Annotated in this window: 22 protein-coding genes; 14 read left to right on the top strand and 8 right to left on the bottom strand. The window is 48.8% G+C overall.

From position 1 onward, the window contains the following. Window positions 1–375: 375 nt before the first annotated feature. The 6 genes from topA (at window position 376) to acnA (ending at window position 7,830) form a co-directional block, all read left to right on the top strand. A complete protein-coding gene (topA, locus tag H9644_RS08975) occupies window positions 376–2,973 on the top strand; it encodes a type I DNA topoisomerase (protein WP_064527215.1) in 2,598 nt (865 codons plus the stop codon). A 209-nt stretch (window positions 2,974–3,182) separates the two neighbouring features. Further along, the gene (gene cysB / locus H9644_RS08980) at window positions 3,183–4,157 is read left to right on the top strand and encodes an HTH-type transcriptional regulator CysB (protein ID WP_064527218.1); all 975 of its coding nucleotides are present in this window, start codon (window positions 3,183–3,185) and stop codon (window positions 4,155–4,157) included. A 319-nt stretch (window positions 4,158–4,476) separates the two neighbouring features. Next, complete coding sequence (locus tag H9644_RS08985; RefSeq protein ID WP_222928542.1) at window positions 4,477–4,617, top strand: YmiA family putative membrane protein; 141 nt, start codon at window positions 4,477–4,479, stop codon at window positions 4,615–4,617. A 2-nt stretch (window positions 4,618–4,619) separates the two neighbouring features. After that, on the top strand, window positions 4,620–4,796 hold the full coding sequence (locus H9644_RS08990; RefSeq protein WP_191774225.1) for a hypothetical protein: 177 nt from the start codon (window positions 4,620–4,622) through the stop codon (window positions 4,794–4,796). A 99-nt stretch (window positions 4,797–4,895) separates the two neighbouring features. Next, the gene (ymiC, locus tag H9644_RS08995) at window positions 4,896–4,991 is read left to right on the top strand and encodes a small membrane protein YmiC (RefSeq protein ID WP_123057969.1); all 96 of its coding nucleotides are present in this window, start codon (window positions 4,896–4,898) and stop codon (window positions 4,989–4,991) included. 163 nt (window positions 4,992–5,154) lie between these two features. After that, window positions 5,155–7,830 carry an aconitate hydratase AcnA gene (acnA, locus tag H9644_RS09000; RefSeq protein ID WP_191774227.1) on the top strand — a complete coding sequence of 892 codons (2,676 nt, stop codon included), beginning with the start codon at window positions 5,155–5,157 and terminating at the stop codon, window positions 7,828–7,830. 63 nt (window positions 7,831–7,893) lie between these two features. Here the strand turns inward: acnA and ribA are convergent, their stop codons facing one another. Continuing rightward, entirely contained in the window at window positions 7,894–8,484 is a 591-nt protein-coding gene (gene ribA, locus H9644_RS09005) for a GTP cyclohydrolase II (protein ID WP_064527224.1), read from the bottom strand. A gap of 168 nt (window positions 8,485–8,652) precedes the next feature. Here ribA and pgpB point away from each other — a divergent pair, with 168 nt between their 5' ends. The 5 genes from pgpB to yciH all read left to right on the top strand — a co-directional run bounded on the left by pgpB (window position 8,653) and on the right by yciH (window position 12,305). After that, on the top strand, window positions 8,653–9,417 hold the full coding sequence (gene pgpB, locus H9644_RS09010; protein WP_191774230.1) for a phosphatidylglycerophosphatase B: 765 nt from the start codon (window positions 8,653–8,655) through the stop codon (window positions 9,415–9,417). A 148-nt stretch (window positions 9,418–9,565) separates the two neighbouring features. After that, window positions 9,566–9,874 carry a lipopolysaccharide assembly protein LapA gene (gene lapA, locus H9644_RS09015; protein ID WP_064527228.1) on the top strand — a complete coding sequence of 103 codons (309 nt, stop codon included), beginning with the start codon at window positions 9,566–9,568 and terminating at the stop codon, window positions 9,872–9,874. A gap of 6 nt (window positions 9,875–9,880) precedes the next feature. Continuing rightward, on the top strand, window positions 9,881–11,050 hold the full coding sequence (gene lapB, locus H9644_RS09020) for a lipopolysaccharide assembly protein LapB (RefSeq protein WP_064527230.1): 1,170 nt from the start codon (window positions 9,881–9,883) through the stop codon (window positions 11,048–11,050). A gap of 191 nt (window positions 11,051–11,241) precedes the next feature. After that, entirely contained in the window at window positions 11,242–11,979 is a 738-nt protein-coding gene (gene pyrF, locus H9644_RS09025) for an orotidine-5'-phosphate decarboxylase (RefSeq protein ID WP_064527232.1), read from the top strand. Continuing rightward, window positions 11,979–12,305 carry a stress response translation initiation inhibitor YciH gene (gene yciH, locus H9644_RS09030; RefSeq protein ID WP_064527234.1) on the top strand — a complete coding sequence of 109 codons (327 nt, stop codon included), beginning with the start codon at window positions 11,979–11,981 and terminating at the stop codon, window positions 12,303–12,305. The genes pyrF and yciH overlap by 1 nt, the downstream gene beginning before the upstream one ends. A gap of 126 nt (window positions 12,306–12,431) precedes the next feature. Here yciH and osmB read toward each other — a convergent pair whose 3' ends face one another. The 3 genes from osmB to H9644_RS09045 form a co-directional block, all read right to left on the bottom strand. Further along, window positions 12,432–12,650: an osmotically-inducible lipoprotein OsmB gene (gene osmB, locus H9644_RS09035; protein ID WP_045443469.1), complete on the bottom strand. Its 219-nt coding sequence runs from the start codon at window positions 12,648–12,650 to the stop codon at window positions 12,432–12,434. Window positions 12,651–12,916: 266 nt separating this feature from the next. Beyond that, window positions 12,917–13,666 carry a DNA-binding transcriptional regulator YciT gene (yciT, locus tag H9644_RS09040; protein WP_064527235.1) on the bottom strand — a complete coding sequence of 250 codons (750 nt, stop codon included), beginning with the start codon at window positions 13,664–13,666 and terminating at the stop codon, window positions 12,917–12,919. Window positions 13,667–13,759: 93 nt separating this feature from the next. Next, on the bottom strand, window positions 13,760–13,933 hold the full coding sequence (locus H9644_RS09045) for a YciZ family protein (RefSeq protein WP_064527236.1): 174 nt from the start codon (window positions 13,931–13,933) through the stop codon (window positions 13,760–13,762). A 36-nt stretch (window positions 13,934–13,969) separates the two neighbouring features. Between H9644_RS09045 and H9644_RS22055 the strand changes: the two genes are divergently transcribed. Continuing rightward, on the top strand, window positions 13,970–14,038 hold the full coding sequence (locus H9644_RS22055) for a hypothetical protein (RefSeq protein WP_446719066.1): 69 nt from the start codon (window positions 13,970–13,972) through the stop codon (window positions 14,036–14,038). Between the two features lie 41 nt (window positions 14,039–14,079). Here H9644_RS22055 and pdeR read toward each other — a convergent pair whose 3' ends face one another. Next, entirely contained in the window at window positions 14,080–16,065 is a 1,986-nt protein-coding gene (gene pdeR, locus H9644_RS09050; RefSeq protein ID WP_064527238.1) for a cyclic di-GMP phosphodiesterase, read from the bottom strand. A 53-nt stretch (window positions 16,066–16,118) separates the two neighbouring features. On the opposite strand from pdeR, the gene H9644_RS09055 reads away from it, so the two are divergent. Then, complete coding sequence (locus H9644_RS09055; RefSeq protein WP_064527242.1) at window positions 16,119–16,241, top strand: hypothetical protein; 123 nt, start codon at window positions 16,119–16,121, stop codon at window positions 16,239–16,241. A 65-nt stretch (window positions 16,242–16,306) separates the two neighbouring features. On the opposite strand, the gene H9644_RS09060 is transcribed toward H9644_RS09055, so the two are convergent. The 3 genes from H9644_RS09060 to fabI form a co-directional block, all read right to left on the bottom strand. After that, window positions 16,307–18,241 carry an exoribonuclease II gene (locus H9644_RS09060; protein WP_191774232.1) on the bottom strand — a complete coding sequence of 645 codons (1,935 nt, stop codon included), beginning with the start codon at window positions 18,239–18,241 and terminating at the stop codon, window positions 16,307–16,309. 67 nt (window positions 18,242–18,308) lie between these two features. Then, entirely contained in the window at window positions 18,309–19,436 is a 1,128-nt protein-coding gene (locus H9644_RS09065) for a carboxymuconolactone decarboxylase family protein (protein WP_191774233.1), read from the bottom strand. A 143-nt stretch (window positions 19,437–19,579) separates the two neighbouring features. Further along, window positions 19,580–20,368, bottom strand: coding sequence for an enoyl-ACP reductase FabI (gene fabI / locus H9644_RS09070; protein ID WP_000506490.1), 789 nt, complete (start codon window positions 20,366–20,368; stop codon window positions 19,580–19,582). 514 nt (window positions 20,369–20,882) lie between these two features. Between fabI and H9644_RS09075 the strand changes: the two genes are divergently transcribed. Beyond that, window positions 20,883–21,449, top strand: coding sequence for a TetR/AcrR family transcriptional regulator (locus H9644_RS09075; RefSeq protein ID WP_064527248.1), 567 nt, complete (start codon window positions 20,883–20,885; stop codon window positions 21,447–21,449). The last annotated feature ends 146 nt before the right edge of the window (window positions 21,450–21,595 follow it).

Consider the following 21,595-nt stretch of genomic DNA (forward strand, 5'->3'; position numbering starts at 1 on the left):
TACTCCTTAAACAAGGACATTAGTCTACGCCAGGCATGGCTTTCAGACAAATATACCACGCTGACGGCAAGAGCGCCTTACTGGCAACTTTGGATTTTGCATGCTAATAAAGTTGCGTAACGGATTTTATCAGGTACAGTGTGACGCTTTCGTCAATCTGGCAATAGATTTGCTTGACATTCGACCAAAATTACGTCGTGCTATAGCGCCTGTAGGCCAAGACCTGTTAACTCAGTCACCTGAATTTTCGTGAACAGAGTCACGACAAGGGGTTGATATCCGCAGAGAGCGAGTCCATATCGGTAACTCGTTGCCAGTGGAAGGTTTATCAATGTGCGACGCATTCCTGGAAGAATCAAATTAGGTAAGGTGAATATGGGTAAAGCTCTTGTCATCGTTGAGTCCCCGGCAAAAGCCAAAACGATCAACAAGTATCTGGGTAGTGACTACGTGGTGAAATCCAGCGTCGGTCATATCCGCGATTTGCCGACCAGTGGCTCAACTGCCAAAAAGAGTGCCGACTCTACCTCCACCAAGACGGCTAAAAAGCCTAAAAAGGATGAACGTGGCGCTCTCGTCAACCGTATGGGGGTTGACCCGTGGCACAATTGGGAGGCGCACTATGAAGTGTTGCCAGGTAAAGAGAAGGTCGTCTCTGAACTGAAACAACTGGCTGAAAAAGCCGACCACATCTATCTCGCAACCGACCTTGACCGCGAAGGGGAAGCCATTGCATGGCACCTGCGGGAAGTGATTGGTGGTGATGATGCACGCTATAGCCGAGTGGTATTTAACGAAATTACTAAAAACGCGATTCGTCAGGCATTTAACAAGCCAGGTGAGCTGAATATCGATCGTGTTAATGCCCAGCAGGCGCGTCGCTTTATGGACCGCGTGGTGGGTTATATGGTTTCTCCGCTGCTGTGGAAAAAAATTGCTCGCGGTCTGTCTGCAGGGCGTGTGCAATCAGTGGCGGTCCGCCTGGTGGTCGAACGTGAGCGTGAAATTAAAGCGTTCGTACCGGAAGAGTTCTGGGAAGTTGATGCCAGCACGACCACGCCATCCGGCGAAGCATTGGCTTTGCAGGTAACCCATCAGAATGACAAACCGTTCCGTCCGGTCAATAAAGAACAAACTCAGGCTGCGGTAAGTCTGCTGGAAAAAGCGCGCTATAGCGTGCTTGAACGTGAAGACAAACCGACAACCAGTAAGCCTGGCGCTCCTTTTATTACCTCCACGCTGCAACAGGCTGCCAGCACCCGTCTTGGTTTTGGCGTGAAAAAAACCATGATGATGGCGCAGCGTCTGTATGAAGCAGGCTATATCACTTACATGCGTACCGACTCCACTAACCTGAGTCAGGACGCGGTAAATATGGTTCGCAGTTATATCAGCGATAATTTTGGTAATAAATATCTGCCGGAAAGCCCGAATCAGTACGCCAGCAAAGAAAACTCACAGGAAGCGCACGAAGCGATTCGTCCTTCTGACGTCAATGTGATGGCGGAATCGCTGAAGGATATGGAAGCGGACGCACAGAAACTTTACCAGTTAATCTGGCGTCAGTTCGTTGCCTGTCAGATGACCCCGGCGAAATATGATTCCACCACGCTGACCGTTGGTGCAGGCGATTTCCGCCTGAAAGCACGCGGACGTATTCTGCGTTTTGATGGCTGGACGAAAGTGATGCCTGCGCTGCGTAAAGGCGATGAAGATCGTATTTTACCGGCAGTCGATAAAGGCGATGCTCTGACGCTTGTTGAACTGACTCCGGCACAGCACTTTACCAAGCCGCCAGCCCGTTTCAGCGAAGCTTCGCTGGTTAAAGAGCTGGAAAAACGCGGGATCGGTCGTCCGTCTACCTATGCGTCGATTATTTCGACCATCCAGGACCGCGGCTATGTGCGAGTGGAAAACCGTCGATTCTATGCAGAAAAAATGGGTGAAATCGTCACCGATCGCCTGGAAGAAAATTTCCGCGAATTAATGAATTACGACTTCACCGCGCAGATGGAAAACAGCCTCGACCAGGTGGCAAATCACGAAGCAGAATGGAAAGCCGTGCTGGATCACTTCTTCTCGGATTTCACCCAGCAACTTGATAAAGCGGAAAAAGATCCGGAAGAGGGCGGTATGCGTCCGAACCAGATGGTTCTGACCAGCATTGACTGCCCGACCTGTGGCCGCAAAATGGGTATTCGCACCGCCAGCACCGGGGTATTCCTTGGCTGTTCAGGCTATGCGCTGCCGCCGAAAGAGCGTTGCAAAACCACCATTAACCTGGTGCCGGAAAACGAAGTACTGAACGTACTGGAAGGCGAAGACGCTGAAACTAACGCCCTGCGCGCAAAACGTCGTTGCCCGAAATGCGGCACGGCGATGGACAGCTATCTCATCGATCCGAAACGGAAGTTGCATGTTTGTGGTAATAACCCAACCTGCGATGGTTACGAGATCGAAGAGGGCGAATTCCGTATTAAAGGTTATGACGGCCCGATCGTTGAGTGTGAAAAATGTGGCTCTGAAATGCACCTGAAAATGGGGCGTTTCGGTAAATACATGGCCTGCACCAACGAAGAGTGTAAAAACACGCGTAAGATTTTACGTAACGGCGAAGTGGCACCACCGAAAGAAGATCCGGTACCGCTGCCAGAATTAGCGTGCGAAAAATCGGATGCTTATTTCGTGCTGCGTGACGGCGCTGCAGGCGTGTTCCTTGCAGCCAACACCTTCCCGAAATCTCGAGAAACGCGTGCGCCGCTGGTGGAAGAGCTTTATCGCTTCCGCGACCGTCTGCCGGAAAAACTACGTTATCTGGCGGATGCGCCGCAGCAGGATCCAGACGGTAATAAGACAATGGTTCGCTTTAGCCGTAAAACCAAACAGCAATATGTCTCTTCGGAAAAAGACGGAAAGGCAACTGGCTGGTCAGCATTTTATGTTGATGGCAAATGGGTCGAAGGGAAAAAATAACCTTTAATTCTGTCAGGTTTTTATAAACAAAGGGTCGCGAAAGCGGCCCTTTTTCATTGCATATTATTTTTTCTACACACCTATACACTAAAGCTATAAATGATATAGTGGTTATAGTTATCACTTTTTTTATTATTAAATCGTATTAGTCACCCGCCAGGTGTGACGATAAAACGATGTTCTGATGGCGTCTAATTGGATGGTTTAACATGAAATTACAACAACTTCGCTATATTGTTGAGGTAGTCAATCATAACCTGAATGTCTCCTCAACGGCTGAAGGACTTTACACATCACAACCCGGGATCAGTAAGCAAGTCAGAATGTTGGAAGATGAACTGGGCATTCAAATTTTTTCCCGTAGCGGTAAGCACCTGACGCAGGTAACACCCGCAGGGCAGGAAATTATTCGTATTGCTCGTGAAGTGTTGTCAAAGGTCGACGCTATTAAATCGGTTGCCGGTGAGCACACCTGGCCTGATAAAGGTTCGCTGTATATTGCCACTACCCACACACAGGCACGTTATGCGCTGCCAAATGTCATTAAAGGCTTTATCGAGCGTTATCCTCGCGTTTCTTTGCATATGCATCAGGGGTCGCCGACACAAATTGCTGACGCAGTCTCTAAAGGTAATGCCGATTTCGCAATCGCCACGGAAGCCCTGCATTTATATGAAGATTTAGTGATGTTGCCTTGCTACCACTGGAACCGGGCTATTGTGGTAACCCCGGATCATCCTCTGGCGGGCAAAAAGGAAATCACAATTGAAGAACTGGCGCAGTATCCGCTAGTAACGTATACCTTCGGCTTTACCGGCCGTTCCGAACTGGACACAGCCTTTAACCGTGCAGGACTGACGCCGCGTATTGTCTTCACTGCAACTGACGCTGATGTCATTAAAACCTACGTCCGTCTTGGGCTGGGAGTAGGGGTAATTGCCAGCATGGCAGTCGATCCGGTTTCAGATCCCGATCTGGTGCGTGTCGATGCACATGATATCTTCAGCCACAGCACAACCAAAATTGGTTTTCGTCGCAGTACTTTTTTACGAAGCTATATGTATGATTTCATTCAGCGTTTTGCGCCGCATTTAACGCGAGACGTCGTTGATGCCGCCGTTGCACTGCGTTCCAATGAAGAAATTGAAGTTATGTTCAAAGATATCAAATTGCCAGAAAAATAATTATCCACGTTATTTCCGGCATCTTTTTATGTGACAAAGGTGCCGGAATATATTCTCTATTCCTTTTTATTTGTTCGCCGCTCACAATATACATACCCACAAGATTTTTATGGTAAATCGAGCTTAAAGTAGTGTCTATTTATCCGCGTTGCAAATTCCACTCTTCAAATATCTATTTCAGGTCAAAAGATTGAATTATTCACTGGAAACGATTCGTAAATTCGCTGGATTTTTAACTAAAGTTTCATTAGGATTTGTCCTATCATTTGATTAATTATACCAATCGTTTGGCATCTTGCTGATAAGTGATGGCGATTATATGAGGTTAGCAATGCCTTCTGGAAATCAGGCCCCCCGCCGGGACCCCGAATTAAAACGCAAAGCCTGGCTTGCGGTATTTCTTGGTTCAGCGCTCTTTTGGGTGGTTGTCGCACTGCTGGTTTGGAAAGTGTGGGGATAACTATGGTCGTTCAGGAGCAACATCAGGAGCCGTCATCATTATGTCAGCACAATGACAATGACAATGCAACGGAAACGAAACGGGACTGTTCTGTCGTTATACCCCATAGCTGGAAACTAACACCGCAACAGCAAGCCTTTATAGAGATGTTTGCTGAAGATGATCAGCAAAAACAATAATTATCATCATTCTTGTTACTCAATATATTAATGAATTAAACGGCTTTTAATACACCACAGCAATAACAAGTTGAGTTATCTCAACACAAAGTAATAACAATGGTCACTACAAATATGAAATACTGGTCCTGGATGGGCGTATTTTCTCTGTCGATGCTCTTCTGGGCCGAACTTCTCTGGCTCGTTACTCACTGATCTCCGCCCCCGCTGTGGCGGGGTTTTCTTTTGCGTTGCCACAAGGTTTCTCCTCTTTTATCAATTTGGGTTGTTATCAAATCGTTACTCGATGTTTGTGTTATCTTTAATATTCACCCTGAAGAGAATCAGGGCATCGCAACCCTGTCATTAAGGAGGAGCTATGTCGTCAACCCTACGAGAAGCCAGTAAGGACACGTTGCAGACCAAAGATAAAACTTACCACTACTACAGCCTGCCGCTTGCTGCCAAATCACTGGGCGATATCACCCGTCTGCCTAAGTCACTCAAAGTTCTGCTCGAAAACCTGCTGCGTTGGCAGGATGGCAATTCGGTCACCGAAGAAGATATTCATGCGCTGGCGGGATGGCTAAAAAACGCCCATGCCGATCGCGAAATTGCCTACCGTCCAGCCAGAGTGCTGATGCAGGATTTTACTGGCGTTCCTGCTGTTGTTGATCTTGCGGCGATGCGGGAAGCAGTCAAACGTCTCGGTGGCGATACCGCGAAGGTGAATCCGCTCTCACCGGTCGATCTGGTGATTGACCACTCGGTGACCGTCGATCGCTTTGGTGATGATGAGGCATTTGAGGAAAACGTACGCCTGGAAATGGAGCGCAACCACGAGCGTTATGTGTTTCTGAAATGGGGACAGCAGGCGTTCGGGCGTTTTAGCGTCGTGCCGCCAGGCACCGGGATTTGCCACCAGGTGAACCTTGAATATCTCGGCAAAGCGGTGTGGAGTGAATTGCAGGAGGGGGAGTGGATTGCTTATCCGGATACGCTCGTCGGCACCGACTCGCACACGACAATGATTAACGGTCTTGGTGTGCTGGGCTGGGGCGTTGGTGGGATCGAAGCAGAAGCGGCGATGTTAGGTCAGCCAGTTTCCATGCTTATTCCTGATGTGGTGGGCTTTAAACTCACCGGCAAACTCCGTGAAGGCATTACCGCCACCGACCTGGTGCTGACCGTTACTCAAATGCTACGTAAACATGGCGTCGTGGGTAAATTCGTCGAATTTTACGGTGATGGTCTGGATTCACTGCCACTGGCAGACCGAGCGACCATTGCCAATATGTCGCCGGAATATGGTGCAACCTGCGGGTTCTTCCCAATCGATGCTGTCACTCTCGATTACATGCGGTTAAGCGGCCGTAGTGAAGACCAGGTTGAACTGGTTGAGAAATATGCTAAAGCGCAGGGGATGTGGCGGAACGCAGGTGATGAACCGGTATTTACCAGTACGCTTGAATTGGATATGAACGACGTAGTCGCTAGTCTTGCCGGTCCAAAGCGTCCACAAGATCGTGTTGCGCTGCCAGATGTGCCAAAAGCCTTTGCCGCCAGTAACGAACTGGAAATAAACGCCACACATAAAGATCGCCATCCGGTCGATTATGTTATGAACGGGAATCAGTATCAGTTGCCTGATGGTGCAGTGGTTATTGCCGCGATAACGTCGTGCACCAACACCTCTAACCCCAGCGTGCTGATGGCGGCTGGATTACTGGCGAAAAAAGCCGTAACCCTGGGGCTGAAACGACAACCGTGGGTCAAAGCGTCTCTCGCGCCTGGCTCGAAAGTGGTTTCTGACTATCTGGCAAAAGCCAAACTGACGCCGTATCTTGATGAACTTGGCTTTAACCTTGTGGGCTATGGTTGTACTACCTGTATTGGTAACTCTGGTCCGTTGCCAGACCCTATCGAAACCGCGATTAAAAAAGGTGATTTAACCGTTGGCGCGGTACTGTCTGGCAACCGTAACTTTGAAGGACGTATTCATCCACTGGTTAAAACCAACTGGTTGGCTTCGCCGCCGCTGGTGGTTGCCTATGCACTGGCAGGCAATATGAATATCAACCTGGCTTCTGAACCTTTGGGCCACGATCGTAAAGGCGATCCGGTATATCTGAAAGATATCTGGCCATCGGCACAAGAAATTGCCCGTGCGGTAGAACAAGTCTCCACTGAAATGTTCCGTAAGGAGTACGCGGAGGTTTTCGAAGGGACTGCGGAGTGGAAAGAGATTAACGTAGTACGATCAGATACCTACGGATGGCAGGATGATTCGACCTACATTCGCTTATCGCCTTTCTTTGACGAAATGCAGGCAACACCTGCACCAGTGGAAGATATTCACGGCGCGCGAATTCTGGCAATGCTGGGTGATTCGGTTACCACTGACCATATCTCTCCGGCGGGTAGCATTAAGCCTGATAGCCCGGCGGGTCGATATCTACAAGGTCGTGGTGTTGAGCGGAAAGACTTTAACTCCTACGGTTCGCGGCGTGGTAACCATGAAGTGATGATGCGTGGCACGTTCGCCAATATTCGCATTCGTAACGAAATGGTGCCTGATGTCGAAGGGGGGATGACGCGCCATCTACCAGGCAATGATGTAATCTCTATTTATGACGCGGCGATGCGCTATCAGCAGGAGAAAACACCGCTGGCGGTAATTGCCGGGAAAGAGTATGGGTCAGGTTCGAGTCGTGACTGGGCAGCAAAAGGCCCACGTCTGCTCGGTATTCGCGTGGTGATTGCCGAATCGTTTGAACGTATTCACCGTTCGAATTTAATAGGCATGGGGATTTTGCCGCTAGAGTTCCCGCAAGGTGTGACGCGTAAATCGTTAGGGCTGACGGGGGAAGAAAAGATTGATATTGCCAATCTGCAAAATCTGCAACCTGGCGCTACGGTTCCTGTGACGCTGACGCGGGCTGATGGAAGTCAGGAAGTTGTACCGTGCCGTTGTCGTATCGATACAGCAACAGAATTAACCTATTACCAGAACGACGGTATTTTGCACTATGTCATTCGTAATATGTTGAAATAATTTGCTTTTGCTTGCCGGATGTGGAATGTCCGGCAAGCATATTAAGCCTGCAACAAACGAGGATTATTTGTTGAGCAAATGGCCCATTTTCTCGGCTTTTGTATCGAGATAATGTTCATTATTTGGGTTACGTCCAACAATCAGCGGCACGCGTTCAACGATATTGATACCCGCTTCGGTCAGAATTTCGACTTTTTTCGGGTTGTTGGTTAACAAGCGGACTTCATTGACACCAAGGAGTTTGAACATATCGGCGCAGAGGGTGAAATCACGTTCATCAGCGGCGAAGCCTAACTGATGATTGGCCTCTACGGTGTCGTAACCTTGATCCTGTAACGCATAAGCACGGATTTTATTCAACAAACCGATGTTACGTCCTTCCTGACGGTGGTACAGCAAAATACCTCGGCCTTCTTCGGCAATGTGCGTCAGTGCTGCTTCAAGCTGGAAGCCACAATCGCAGCGCAAGCTGAACAGGGCATCACCGGTCAGACACTCAGAATGGACGCGCGCAAGTACCGGGGTATGCCCGGAAATATCGCCATAGACTAGCGCGACATGATCGTGTCCGGTTGCCAGTTCTTCAAATCCCACCATCAGGAAATCGCCCCATGGGGTTGGCAGTTTGGCTTCTGCCACACGTTTAAGCTGCATGAAATTCTCCAGATAATGCTGGTTCTGTATTGTCTTATTTTGCCATAACGCGAAGGGGTTCTCCTAATCACGACGCGCCAATCGTTCACTGAATGGCACAAATCTGTCAATTTTTACTGGAGCAGGCATTTTCAGTTATGATTGTGGGAGTTATAAAAAGGAGAGGCCATGCGTTCGATTGCCAGACGTACCGCAGTGGGAGCTGCACTATTACTTGTAATGCCGGTAGCTGTATGGATTTCTGGCTGGCGTTGGCAACCAGGAGATCAAAGTTGGCTGTTAAAAGCAGCCTTTTGGATCACTGAAACCGTTACTCAGCCCTGGGGCGTCATTACCCATCTGATTTTATTCTGTTGGTTTCTCTGGTGTCTGCGTTTTCGCCTCAAAGCTGCAATTATGCTGTTTACCATTCTGGCTGCGGCGATCCTCATTGGACAAGGAGTGAAATCCTGGATAAAAGATAAAGTTCAGGAGCCGCGCCCCTTTGTGATATGGCTGGAAAAAACACATCATATTCCGGTTGAGGAGTTCTACACTTTAAAACGTGCGGAACGCGGAAGCTTAGTGAAAGAACAGTTGGCTGAAGAAAATAATATACCGGACTATTTACGCTCTCACTGGCAGAAAGAGACGGGTTTTGCCTTTCCTTCCGGTCACACGATGTTTGCTGCCAGTTGGGCGCTGCTGGCCGTTGGGTTACTGTGGCCGCGTCGGCGAACATTCACCATTGCACTCTTGCTGGTTTGGGCCACGGGAGTCATGGGAAGCCGCCTACTGCTCGGGATGCATTGGCCGCGTGATTTGGTGGTGGCTACATTGATTTCGTGGGCGCTGGTGGCGGTGGCAACCTGGCTTGCGCAACGAATTTGTGGGCCATTGACACCACCTCCGGAAGAAAATCGTGAGATAGCGCAACGAGAAGAAGAAAGTTAACGCTGGTTGATTTTCTGATTTTCGCCCTTAAATCACCAACAATGCACGTAGTTGCCATTTCGCAGTCGACGTGAAAATGGTACTTTAAAGGGCTATTGCGATAAGTTGACCATAATTTATGCGCTCTAACCACATAACGGGAAGTAATGTGAAATATTTACTCATATTCTTATTGGTGTTGGCGATTTTCGTGATTTCGGTCACATTAGGTGCGCAGAACGATCAACAGGTGACGTTTAACTATCTGTTAGCGCAAGGGGAGTATCGTATCTCTACTTTGCTGGCCGTATTGTTTGCTGCGGGTTTTGCTATCGGTTGGTTAATTTGTGGACTGTTCTGGCTGCGAGTTCGTGTTTCTCTGGCGCGTGCTGAACGTAAAATAAAGCGACTGGAAAACCAGCTTTCATCCGCGACTGATGTGGCGGTAGCGCCGCATGCGTCAGTGGCGAAGGAATAACTTTCTATGCTGGAGTTGTTGTTTCTGCTCTTGCCTGTAGCCGCTGCCTATGGCTGGTATATGGGCCGCAGAAGTGCGCAACAAAACAAGCAAGATGAAGCCAACCGCCTGTCACGTGATTACGTGGCAGGGGTGAACTTTCTGCTTAGTAATCAACAGGATAAAGCGGTAGATCTGTTCCTCGATATGCTCAAAGAGGACACCGGGACCGTTGAAGCCCACCTTACGCTCGGAAACTTGTTCCGATCCCGTGGCGAAGTCGATCGCGCAATTCGCATCCACCAAACCTTAATGGAAAGCGCCTCGCTGACCTATGAACAGCGCCTGTTAGCAATTCAGCAACTGGGTCGTGATTACATGGCTGCCGGGTTGTACGATCGTGCGGAAGATATGTTTAATCAATTGACTGATGAAACTGATTTCCGTGTCGGCGCATTGCAACAACTCCTGCAAATCTACCAGGCCACCAGTGAATGGCAAAAGGCGATCGATGTTGCCGAACGTTTGGTTAAACTGGGTAAAGATAAACAGCGGGTCGAAATAGCCCATTTCTATTGTGAATTAGCTCTTCAATATATTGCCAGCGACGATCTCGATCGTGCCATGGCTTTGCTGAAAAAAGGGGCGGCGGCCGACAAAAACAGCGCGCGCGTATCCATCATGATGGGGCGTGTGTTTATGGCCAAAGGCGAGTACGGCAAAGCGGTCGAAAGCCTGCAACGCGTTATTTCTCAGGACAGAGAACTGGTCAGCGAAACGCTGGAAATGCTGCAAACCTGCTATCAGCAGCTGGGTAAAACAGCCGAATGGGCAGAATTCCTACAGCGCGCAGTAGAAGAGAACACCGGTGCCGATGCTGAACTGATGCTTGCTGACATCATTGAATCGCGTGATGGGAGTGACGCAGCTCAGATTTATATTACGCGCCAGTTGCAACGTCACCCAACCATGCGCGTGTTCCACAAATTGATGGATTACCATCTCAATGAAGCGGAAGAAGGGCGTGCAAAAGAGAGCCTGATGGTGCTGCGTGATATGGTTGGTGAAAAGGTACGCAGTAAGCCGCGTTATCGCTGCCAGAAGTGTGGTTTTACCGCTTATACCCTTTACTGGCATTGTCCGTCCTGTCGAGCCTGGTCAACCATTAAACCAATTCGCGGTCTGGATGGTCTGTAATTTTAAAAAAAATCAACTTTAGTTACAACATACTGATAGTTGTTATCAACAAATGTGCTTCGGTAACTCCTGCATGGAAAAGCCTGACAGGGGAGAAATCGCAACTGTTAATTTTTTATTTCCACGGGTAGAATGCTCGCCGTTTACCTTTTCGCGCCACTTCCGGTGCCCATCATCAAGAAGGTCTGGTCATGACGTTAACTGCTTCATCTTCTTCCCGCGCTGTTACGAGTTCTCCCGTCGTTGTTGCCCTCGATTATAATAATCGTGATGCCGCGCTGGCATTTGTCGACAAAATCGACCCACGCGATTGTCGCCTGAAAGTCGGCAAAGAGATGTTTACGCTGTTTGGGCCACAGTTTGTCCGTGAACTGCAAGAGCGTGGTTTTGATATCTTCCTTGACCTGAAATTTCACGACATTCCCAACACAGCAGCACACGCCGTGGCCGCAGCGGCTGACTTAGGCGTATGGATGGTGAATGTTCATGCTTCTGGCGGGGCGCGTATGATGACAGCAGCTCGTGAGGCGCTGATTCCGTTTGGCAAAGATGCGCCGTTGTTAATCGCGGTAACTGTGCTGACCAGCATGGAATCAAGCGATCTGGCTGATCTTGGCGTGACACTGTCACCAGCGGATTATGCAGAACGTCTGGCGGCGCTGACACAAAAATGTGGTCTTGATGGCGTGGTGTGTTCTGCCCAGGAAGCCGTTCGTTTTAAACAAGCGTTTGGTCAGGACTTCAAACTGGTTACGCCGGGTATTCGTCCGCAGGGGAGTGATGCTGGCGACCAGCGCCGCATTATGACGCCAGAACAGGCGCTGGCGGCTGGGGTTGATTATATGGTGATTGGTCGCCCGGTGACGCAATCTGCGGATCCAGCGCAAACGCTGAAAGCGATCAACGCCTCGTTACAGCGGAGTGCATAATGAGTGATTCCAACAGCCGTCTGGTCTATTCAACGGAGACTGGGCGTATTGATGAACCGAAAGTAGCCCCTGTACGGCCTAAAGGTGACGGCGTTGTGCGTATTCAACGTCAAACCAGCGGCCGTAAAGGTAAGGGGGTTTGCCTGATTACTGGTGTTGATCTCGATGAAGCTGAACTGATAAAGCTAGCGGCAGAACTAAAGAAAAAATGCGGCTGCGGAGGGTCAGTAAAAGAGGGAATTATCGAAATCCAGGGTGATAAGCGTGATTTATTAAAATCAATGCTTGAAGCGAAAGGCATGAAGGTAAAACTTGCTGGCGGTTAACAAAAAAAGCCACGGAAACATTCCGTGGCTTTCGTTTATTTCACTGTGTGTATTATTCAGTTATTTCATACTGAACAAAGTTAAGCGTATTATAATTGCGAGTCGCTAATCGACATTTATTTACGATTATTTACCGACCTGGTGACCGATAATACCACCAACGGCTGCTCCGCCTAACGTACCCAGCGTGCTGCCATCAGTCAGTACTGCGCCACCTATAGCACCTGCACCTGCACCGATTGCGGTATTACGATCTCGTTTAGACCAGTTAGAACAGGCACTCAGAGACATAGCCAGCGTAATCGCCAGAACAGCCGCGGTCATTTTTTTGCTCGTTACAAACATAATACTCTCTCCTGAATTTATGATTCACGGAAGTAAGCTCTCTTTAACTATAATAGTTAATAAGCTTCCTGAAAAAGTTATTTTCCGTGAAATCCTCTCGCGCAGGGTTATATCACGCAGGTGACAGTCACTTCCTGTTATATCGCTAATGTTAATTCTACAACTTTGAGGTTTTAAGGACAGGTAAATAGTCTTAATTAACAGCCAGGAATCATCTTAGAGCGGATGATTTGCGAAAGGGCAAATCATCCATAGCGGAGGGAAAATTAATTGTCGATGACGTGAACCGTCAGTTTATTGTGCTCAAGATGCAACAGGTGGCTGGCAGGTATCTTCGAGTCGGTGATGACGCGTTTGATTTTCTCAACAGGGCCGATGGAGTAAGAATGCACGGCACCAAATTTTGAGCTGTCCGTCAGAACTATTGCTTCGCACTCTTTTTCCAGCACAGCATTGACTACGTCGGTACGCATCATGTCGCGCCCAGTAAATCCAGTTTCAGGTTGCCAGCCATCAATACCAATAAAGGCCTTACTGAAATGAACCTGCTGGATACACTGACGGGTCAGAGGGCCAACCATGCTTTCGCTTTTTTTCTGGTACACACCACCAAGTAGAATGACTTCACAGGGGGCGTCTTTCAACAAATGCGCAATGTAGCTGCTAACCGTAATGATGGTAACATCTTTCTTCTGTTCGCCTAACGTGCGAGCCAGAAGGGCATTGCTGCTGCCATTTTCAATAAAGATAGTTTCACCTGGCTGAACCAGAGAGGCCGCAAATTCGGCAAGTTCACGCTTCAGCGTATAATTGCTCATCATCCGGGTTTCAACGTCATCGCTATCAAGCGAAACCGCAAAACCATGCGCACGGCGCAGATAACTCAGTTTTTCGAGGGTGTTGAGATCCTGGCGAATAGTAACTTCAGAAACACCAGTGGCTTTTGCCAGTTCGGTTACGCTAACCTGACCCTGGTCAATGACCATCTGTAGAATTGTTTGTTGTCGGGAATTCATCGCTGTAATTCTTATAACGTTATAATATTCAATAAAAAAGCTGACGCGCCTGGCATCCTTTTCTGCTAAATGGAAAGCCTGAAAGCACGACTGTTAAATCTCCCACGGTGCCTTCGGGATGTCTGGCGTAGATGCAGCAACCTGGCGCAAGAGTTCTGCTTTAAGTATCTCAAGATTATGGATCGCAGAGTGGTAATCGCCCGCCACAAGGATATCTAACACAATATCAATACGTTCGGCAACGTGTTGGGCATCAAATTCAGACATGAAGGTATCCTTATGGCAAAAAGTTGAAAATAGATAATGCAAAAATTGCCGCTAAAAGAGAAGCGTATAACGGCAAAGGCTAATTATCATTCGGGAATGCAATAATTAATGAGATTATGTATCGTTAAATGTTTATATTCGTCTCTTTATGACCGTTTTAGATAACGTTTAAACCAGCGCTCGAAGGCCACGGCAGGCATTGGTTTGGCAAACAAAAATCCTTGTCTCTCATTGATACCGTTTTTGGTCAAAAAGGCATCTTCTTTTGCGCTTTCCACCCCTTCGGCGATGACCTGCAGATTCAATGCCTGGGCGACGGCGACAATCGCTCGCACCAATGACTGCGAGACAGGTTGTTTGTGAATATTACGGACAAAAACCTGGTCAAGTTTAATCGCATCGATGGGAAAACGGGCCAGTTGCGAAAGCGAAGAGTAGCCAGTACCAAAATCATCCAAATGCACTTGCGCGCCTAACTGACTAAATTGCTGAATAACAGAGAGGGCGAGTTCATCATTTTCTATCAGACAGCTTTCAGTTAACTCGATATCAATAGGGCAATATTCAAAATTCAGTTCTTGAAGAACCTGTTTCAGATCGGTAAAAAGAGTTTGATCGGCAAACTGGCGAGCAGAGATGTTCACCGCTACCCGCAGATTAATGCCTTTATCACGCCATTTCGCCACCTGACGCACCACATCGATAATCACCCAACGTCCTAATGGAACAATTAGCCCGGACTCTTCTGCATAGGAAATAAAGTCTAACGGGGGAATTAGTCCACGTTCAGGCGACTGCCAGCGCACCAACGCTTCCAGGCTTCGTACTTCACCGCGCCAGGTGATTTTCGGTTGATAGTGAATAACTAACTGATCGTTTTCCAGCGCCTTACGCAGGTTGGTATCAAGCCAAAGATATTCGAAAACCCGTTGGTTCATTTCTGGCGAAAAAACACAGAACTGTCCGCGTCCACCTTCTTTTGCCGTGTACATTGCGGTATCTGCATGGCGAATAATGGCAGCGCTATCCATACCATGTTGTGGCGAAAGTGAAATACCGACTGAACAGCCGGTATAGACTTCAATTAATCCAATGCGGAAGGGTTGGCGAAGCCGGGTTAAAATACGCGACGCCATCGCTTCCAGTGCGCTTTGTGATGTATTGGGGGCCAGCACCAGAAACTCATCCCCGCCTGGACGTGCCAGCACCTGATCCTGTTCAAGGCAGCTTAAAATGGCCAGAGACACCTCACGTAACAGCTGGTCGCCAAATAAATGTCCGTAAGCGTCGTTTACCTTTTTAAAATTGTCTAAATCAAGATATACAACACCAACCTTACAGTCGTCAGCCTGATCAATGGCATGATCGATTAACTCCTGCATGGCGTTACGATTCGGCAGTCCGGTGATGCTGTCGGTATTTGCCAGTATGCGAAGTCGTTCCTGGGCGCGACGCTCTTCGGTAATATCGGTGCCGGAACAGATTAAATAGATCTCATTTTTTCCGCTACCGCTGTGCACAAATTTGTTGCGGAACAGAAACAGCCGTTGACCTTTGCGCGTTGGTATCCAGAGCTCAATTTCATAAGAATTACCACTGCGGAAAAATCCACGGTTATTACGGCTGGATGCTGCAGCTTCACGACGACTCATAAACAGCTTAAATACGCTTTGCCCAATGACATCGTGTTCTTTGAAACCTGTGTATTCTTCACATAATCGGTTAAAACGTTGGATATTCCCCCGGCTGTCAAGAATGACTATCGCGGAATGAGCTTCAGACACTACCTGTTCAGCAAAAGAGAGTCCATGCGATAAATCGCGGGCTACTGCAAGTGTGTCATGCCATGCAGATGCGTTGCCCCCCCATTCGCGCTTATTGATTTTTCGTCCAACCAGATGCACAGAAAGATCGCTCTCATTGACGGTCAGACTCATCATCAGGCTGGAAGTGATGACAGTCATTTCCCTGATGCGAGCAGCCTGTTCGGCAGATAACTGCAACGTACGTTCAGGTTCTGTGGTTTCGGTGGTGGAAAAGCGCAAAACATCGCTGTTTTCCGTCAACCGCCAGTATGGATTGTGCGATCCGAGAAAGTTGTACAACGTTGTGGACTCCCTAACGGTTTTCATGATGCATACCCTACGGTTAACGGCGAAGCACGCCATTAAATGAAAGGTCCAACATGACTTACATGAAATTAGTGTCGGCTAAACGTATTGTTTTTTTTATATATTTATTTGTAATCCAGTTTTGGGAAAACGCCAGTTTTCAAACGGAAGTCGTTAAAAAATATCTGCTGAGATAAAACGAATGTGAAAGGAGAGGGGAAAGCAAACGGCCCATCCATAATGAACGGGCCGTGAAAGGGGATTACGCGACCGGGCGCGCAATAATACTGCGGGTTTCCATGCGGACTTCGGCGATGGTGACGTCGATAACATCAGTTACCTTGTAAACCGTTTCACCTTTAATTTGCACGGTGCCGTTTTCCTGACTGCAAACCAGTTCATCGCGCACGGCGTGTAAGAATGGTGCCGGAATAAAGGCGATAGCGCCATTATCAACCAAACGCACACGCATACCGCCACGGCTGATATCGACGATTTCCGCCGCAAAACGGGTGTCGGTCCCGGCTTTGTCTTTCAGGAAACGGGCGTATAACCAGTCGCCGACATCACGTTCTGCCATTCGGTTGAGACGACGACGCTCTGCCATTTGGACAGTAATCTCATCCTGCGGACGCGTCGCTGTTTCGCCTTTGATGATCGCTTTCAGCAGACGATGGTTGATCATGTCGCCATATTTACGGATTGGAGAGGTCCAGGTGGCATACGCTTCCAGGCCGAGGCCAAAGTGAGGGCCAGGCTCAGTGCTGATTTCGGCAAAGGACTGGAAACGACGAATACGGCTGTCGAGGAAACCCGTCGGTTGCGCATCCAGCTCACGGCGCAGTTTGCAGAAGCCGTCCAGTGTGAGCACTTCTTCGGCGTCAACATGCAGACCGTGCGTTTTTAGCAATGCTGCCAGTGTTTCAGCATTTGCCGGATCAAAGCCCATATGCACGTTATAGATGCCAAAACCGAGCTTATCGCGTAGTACGCGGGCAGCACAGATGTTAGCGGCAATCATCGCTTCTTCGACGATACGGTTGGCAATACGACGAGGCTCGGCGACGATATCCAGCACTTCACCTTTTTCACCGAGAATAAAACGGTAATCCGGGCGATCTTTAAACACCAGTGCATGGTTATGGCGCCACTCACCGCGACGCTGACAAATTTGCGCTAAGAGGCGAATTTGTTCGGCAATTGCCTCACTTTCTGGCTGCCAGTCGCCGGTGTTTTCCAGCCAGTCAGAAACCTGGTCATAAACCAGTTTCGCTTTGGACTCGATAGTGGCGGCAAAGAACTCGATATCGTCTTCAATGGTGCCGTCTGCGGAGAGCGTCATCCGACACGCCAGGACCGGGCGAACTTCATTGGCGCGCAGTGAGCAGAGATCGTCAGAAAGCTCACGCGGCAGCATTGGGATGTTGAAACCTGGCAGATAGTTGGTGAATGCCCGAATTTTTGCCGCTTTGTCCAGCTTGCTACCTTCTGCAATCCACGCAGTTGGATCGGCAATCGCCACGATCAGTTGCAGTTTGTTATCCGGGAGTGCCTTCGCGAAGAGGGCGTCATCCATATCTTCCGTGCTGGCGCTATCTATGGTGACAAAATCCAGTGCAGTCAGATCTTCGCGCACCAGACCTTCGTCGAGCATTTCAGTAGCAACGCCGTTCGGCGCTTCTTTTTCCAGGTTATGACGCGCCAGAGTTACCCACCACGGTACGAAGTGATCGTCACCAAAAGTGATGTATTGTGTGAGTTCTGCATAGAAAGAACGATCGCCTTTCAATGGATGACGGCGCATTTCGGCAACTGCCCAGTCGCCTTCTTTGAATTCTTGAGTCAGGCCACGGGCTGCGCGGCAAGGAATGGCATCTTTCAATAATGGATGATCAGGGACAATGGCCAGACGGTCATTCTTGCCCTGAACTTTACCCACGAAGCGGGTTAGAAAAGGTTCAACCAGTTCTTCTGGTTCGGCGGATTCACGATCTTTTTCGCTGTGGATGACTGCGATAATTCTGTCGCCATGCATAACTTTTTTCATTTGCGGCGGCGGAATAAAATAACTTTTCTGTGCATCGACTTCCAGGAAGCCAAAGCCTTTTTCAGTGGCTTTTACCATCCCTTCAGCGCGGGGCGTCTGGGAATGCAGTTGCTGTTTAAGCTGCGCTAGCAGCGGGTTGTCCTGAAACATAATTGTCTATTTTCGTGGCCATTAGAGCGGCTGACAGTTTTACGCGATTCTGCCTGACGCAGCAAGGTTAATATGTTTCACCCAACGCGATTTTTAAGCGATTGATCCAGCCACAAAGCCCGCTCCATACCAACAGATTAATAACCTGCGTTGATGATGTTTCGTGTTCGAGTAATGGGCTGAACTGGGCGGCGCTAAAGCGATCGGGTGCTCGGGTTAACCATTGTATCGCCTGAACGGTGGCGCGCTCAACACAATGGCTCTCAGCCCACCGATTAATTTCATTTTCGCCCAGACGTAGAATGGGGATGACCTCTTTATATTCTGTTGTTGAATGTGTTTGGATAGCGAAGCAGGCGGAGCTGCCATTAATCCGCGCGGTTAATAACGTCGCAAGTTGATGACTGGGTTTTGCTCTAACCAATGTGCTGGCGAATAGCGCCTCAAGACGTGAAAGTAGAACCGGGTGAAGATTGAGTATTTCGGTCAGTTGGCAGAGTTCAACCGTCGAACTATTCACCGCATCTTCAGATAATTTTTCTACGGCGTAACAGGTACGCCAGCGAGTTGACTCATTCGAAAACAGTGATGCGTCGGCGTAGTTTTGCATTTCCAGACCAGGTAGCCAACGCACTGGTTGTCCGAGATAAGCCTGCAATATGGCAATCACTCGTGCCTGAAAACCGACAAAGCCAATAATTTGGTTAATGAACACACCGTCCCAGACGGTAAGGCCGACATCATTAAGATGCTGACGGGACAGACCGTCGATAATAGATGGAGAGAAGGCCAGTTGGCGGGCGTATTGTGTGATTTGCGCCAGCCGATGGTTGCTTTCTCTGGAGGAATCAGGGCCGGGAAGTGGTGTCAGGCGCGCGGAATAGTAGTTACACAACCGCTGAACGCCGCAGACCTGGGCAACGGTCAGTGCGGTCGTCAGGCGCTCATAGGCGGTGAATGTCTGCAGGCGGGTCACTGACAGCTGATCCGGGAACAACTCTCCAGCAAGTGCACGTGCGGGGGCCAGCCATGACTGAAAGGGGGCCAGCGTTTGTTCCTCAAGAATCACGTCGAGCAAAAAAGGGTCGTTGACCTTTGCGGCTTCGGGTACAAGTGGCAGAACGTTATGCTCTGAAGTGCTGGATTGGATTTCGTGATACCAGTGGCTTTTGCCTGAACTGTGGCGTTGTTCCATGGGCGCTCCTTGGTCATAACGGAAATCGTTATCCTGACGCAAGGTGGGAAGGGGAGAAAGACGGATCGGCGATAACAAATATCAGAAAGGTATAACAGAGAAAACGGGCGACAGAGCGCCGCCCATCTTGACCAACAGAACGATTATTTCAGTTCCAGTTCGTTCATTGCAGCGATGCTGAAACCGCCGTCAACGTGGACCACTTCACCGGAGATACCGGCAGAGAGATCGGAGCACAGGAACGCTGCGGAGTTACCCACATCTTCGATGGTAACGGTACGACGAATCGGCGTAACGGCTTCGCAGTGTGCCAGCATTTTACGGAAGTCCTTGATGCCGGAAGCTGCCAGGGTACGAATAGGACCAGCAGAGATGGCGTTAACACGCACACCTTCCGGACCCATTGCGTTAGCCATATAGCGTACGTTCGCTTCCAGAGACGCTTTTGCCAGCCCCATAACGTTGTAGTTCGGGATAGCGCGTTCGGCGCCCAGGTAGGAAAGAGTCAGCAGGGCAGAACCTGGATTCAGCATGGAGCGGCAAGCTTTTGCCATTGCAACAAAGCTGTAAGAGCTGATGTCGTGGGCAATTTTGAAGCCTTCACGGGTAACGGCGTTAACATAGTCACCATCCAGCTGATCGCCAGGTGCAAAACCAATAGAGTGTACGAAGCCGTCAAACTTCGGCCAGACTTTACCCAGTTCAGCGAACATGGTGTCGATGCTGGCATCTTCGGCAACATCGCACTGCAGAACGATGTCAGAACCTAATTGAGCGGCAAATTCTTCTACGCGGCCTTTCAGTTTGTCGTTCTGGTAGGTGAATGCCAGTTCAGCTCCTTCGCGGTGCATCGCCTGAGCGATACCGTAGGCGATGGACAGTTTGCTGGCAACACCGGTTACCAGAATGCGCTTACCGGAAAGAAAACCCATAGCTTTAATCCTTATTGTTGATGCTTGTTGTGCCTGAAAATCAGGCGATTCGTCGTTTTAGTAAACAATACGAACAGATAAACGGTTATTATAATCAACCAGGCTGTGGGTGGCTATAGTTGCGCTTTCTGTACGGGGGAGAATCAGTGGTACAGAGCATTTTGCGACGCTCGCAAGGGGCAGGTTGTGGAAATATCTTATAGAGTCTGGCTTTAAAACTATTCGTATTATTTCCGGTAAGTTTGATGATGAAAACAGACGCGGATTTATCAACCCTGGCGTCAGTTGTGTCATCGGTGATTAATAATCTGGCGACAACAAGTCGCGGTCTTTCTCTGATGAACTGACGCCAACTTAATATTGTCAACCATCTTCACAGAATCTCCACAATCTCTTCATTATCAGAAAATGCATCATGAATAGGATAAAAATACTTCCCATTACTTTGGAGAAACGTATAATTAAGTCAAATGAGAACGATCATTCTCACTAAGTGAAAGGCCAGGAGACAGAGATGACTAGCAAGCTGGAGATACGTCATAAACAGCGTCAGGATGAAATCATCAACGCCGCCCGTCGGTGTTTTCGTCGCTGCGGTTTTCATGCCGCCAGTATGTCGCAAATTGCCAGCGAAGCTCAGCTTAGCGTCGGGCAGATCTACCGTTACTTCGCCAATAAAGACGCCATTATTGAAGAGATGGTTCGCCGTATCATCGACTTTCGTATTGCCCAGATGGACATTGACGCGCGTACCGATCGCTTCCCGGAAGTCCTTGCCTTGCGCAAATCCTTAAATGAAGACGACGACGCGTTGATGCTGGAAGTGGCCGCAGAAGCAACACGCAACTCGCGAGTGATGGCAATGCTCGAGGAAGCTGATGCCAGAATGTTCGCTAACGGTTGTGCACATATGAAAAGAATGCATCCCCATCTTAGCGATGAGCACATTCGATGTTGCGTTGAAGTGCTGGCTACCATGGTGGAAGGTACGGTTTATCGTCGCTTAACACCGCAAAAAAGCGATCCACAACGTCTGCAGGAAATATATCAGGATATTATTAGTATGTTGATAAATAAATAAGCACAGAATTAACCAATAACGGGGGATATTAATCCCCCTTATTTCATTGCGAAATTTATTTCGCGATGCGGGTTCGTTGTATCTGAATATCCCTGACATATCCTCATTAATTTTAATGAGGAGGGTATTGTTCACCCTGGAGAAAA

Source organism: Escherichia whittamii (genome assembly GCF_014836715.1).
Classification (GTDB): Bacteria; Pseudomonadota; Gammaproteobacteria; order Enterobacterales; family Enterobacteriaceae; genus Escherichia; species Escherichia whittamii.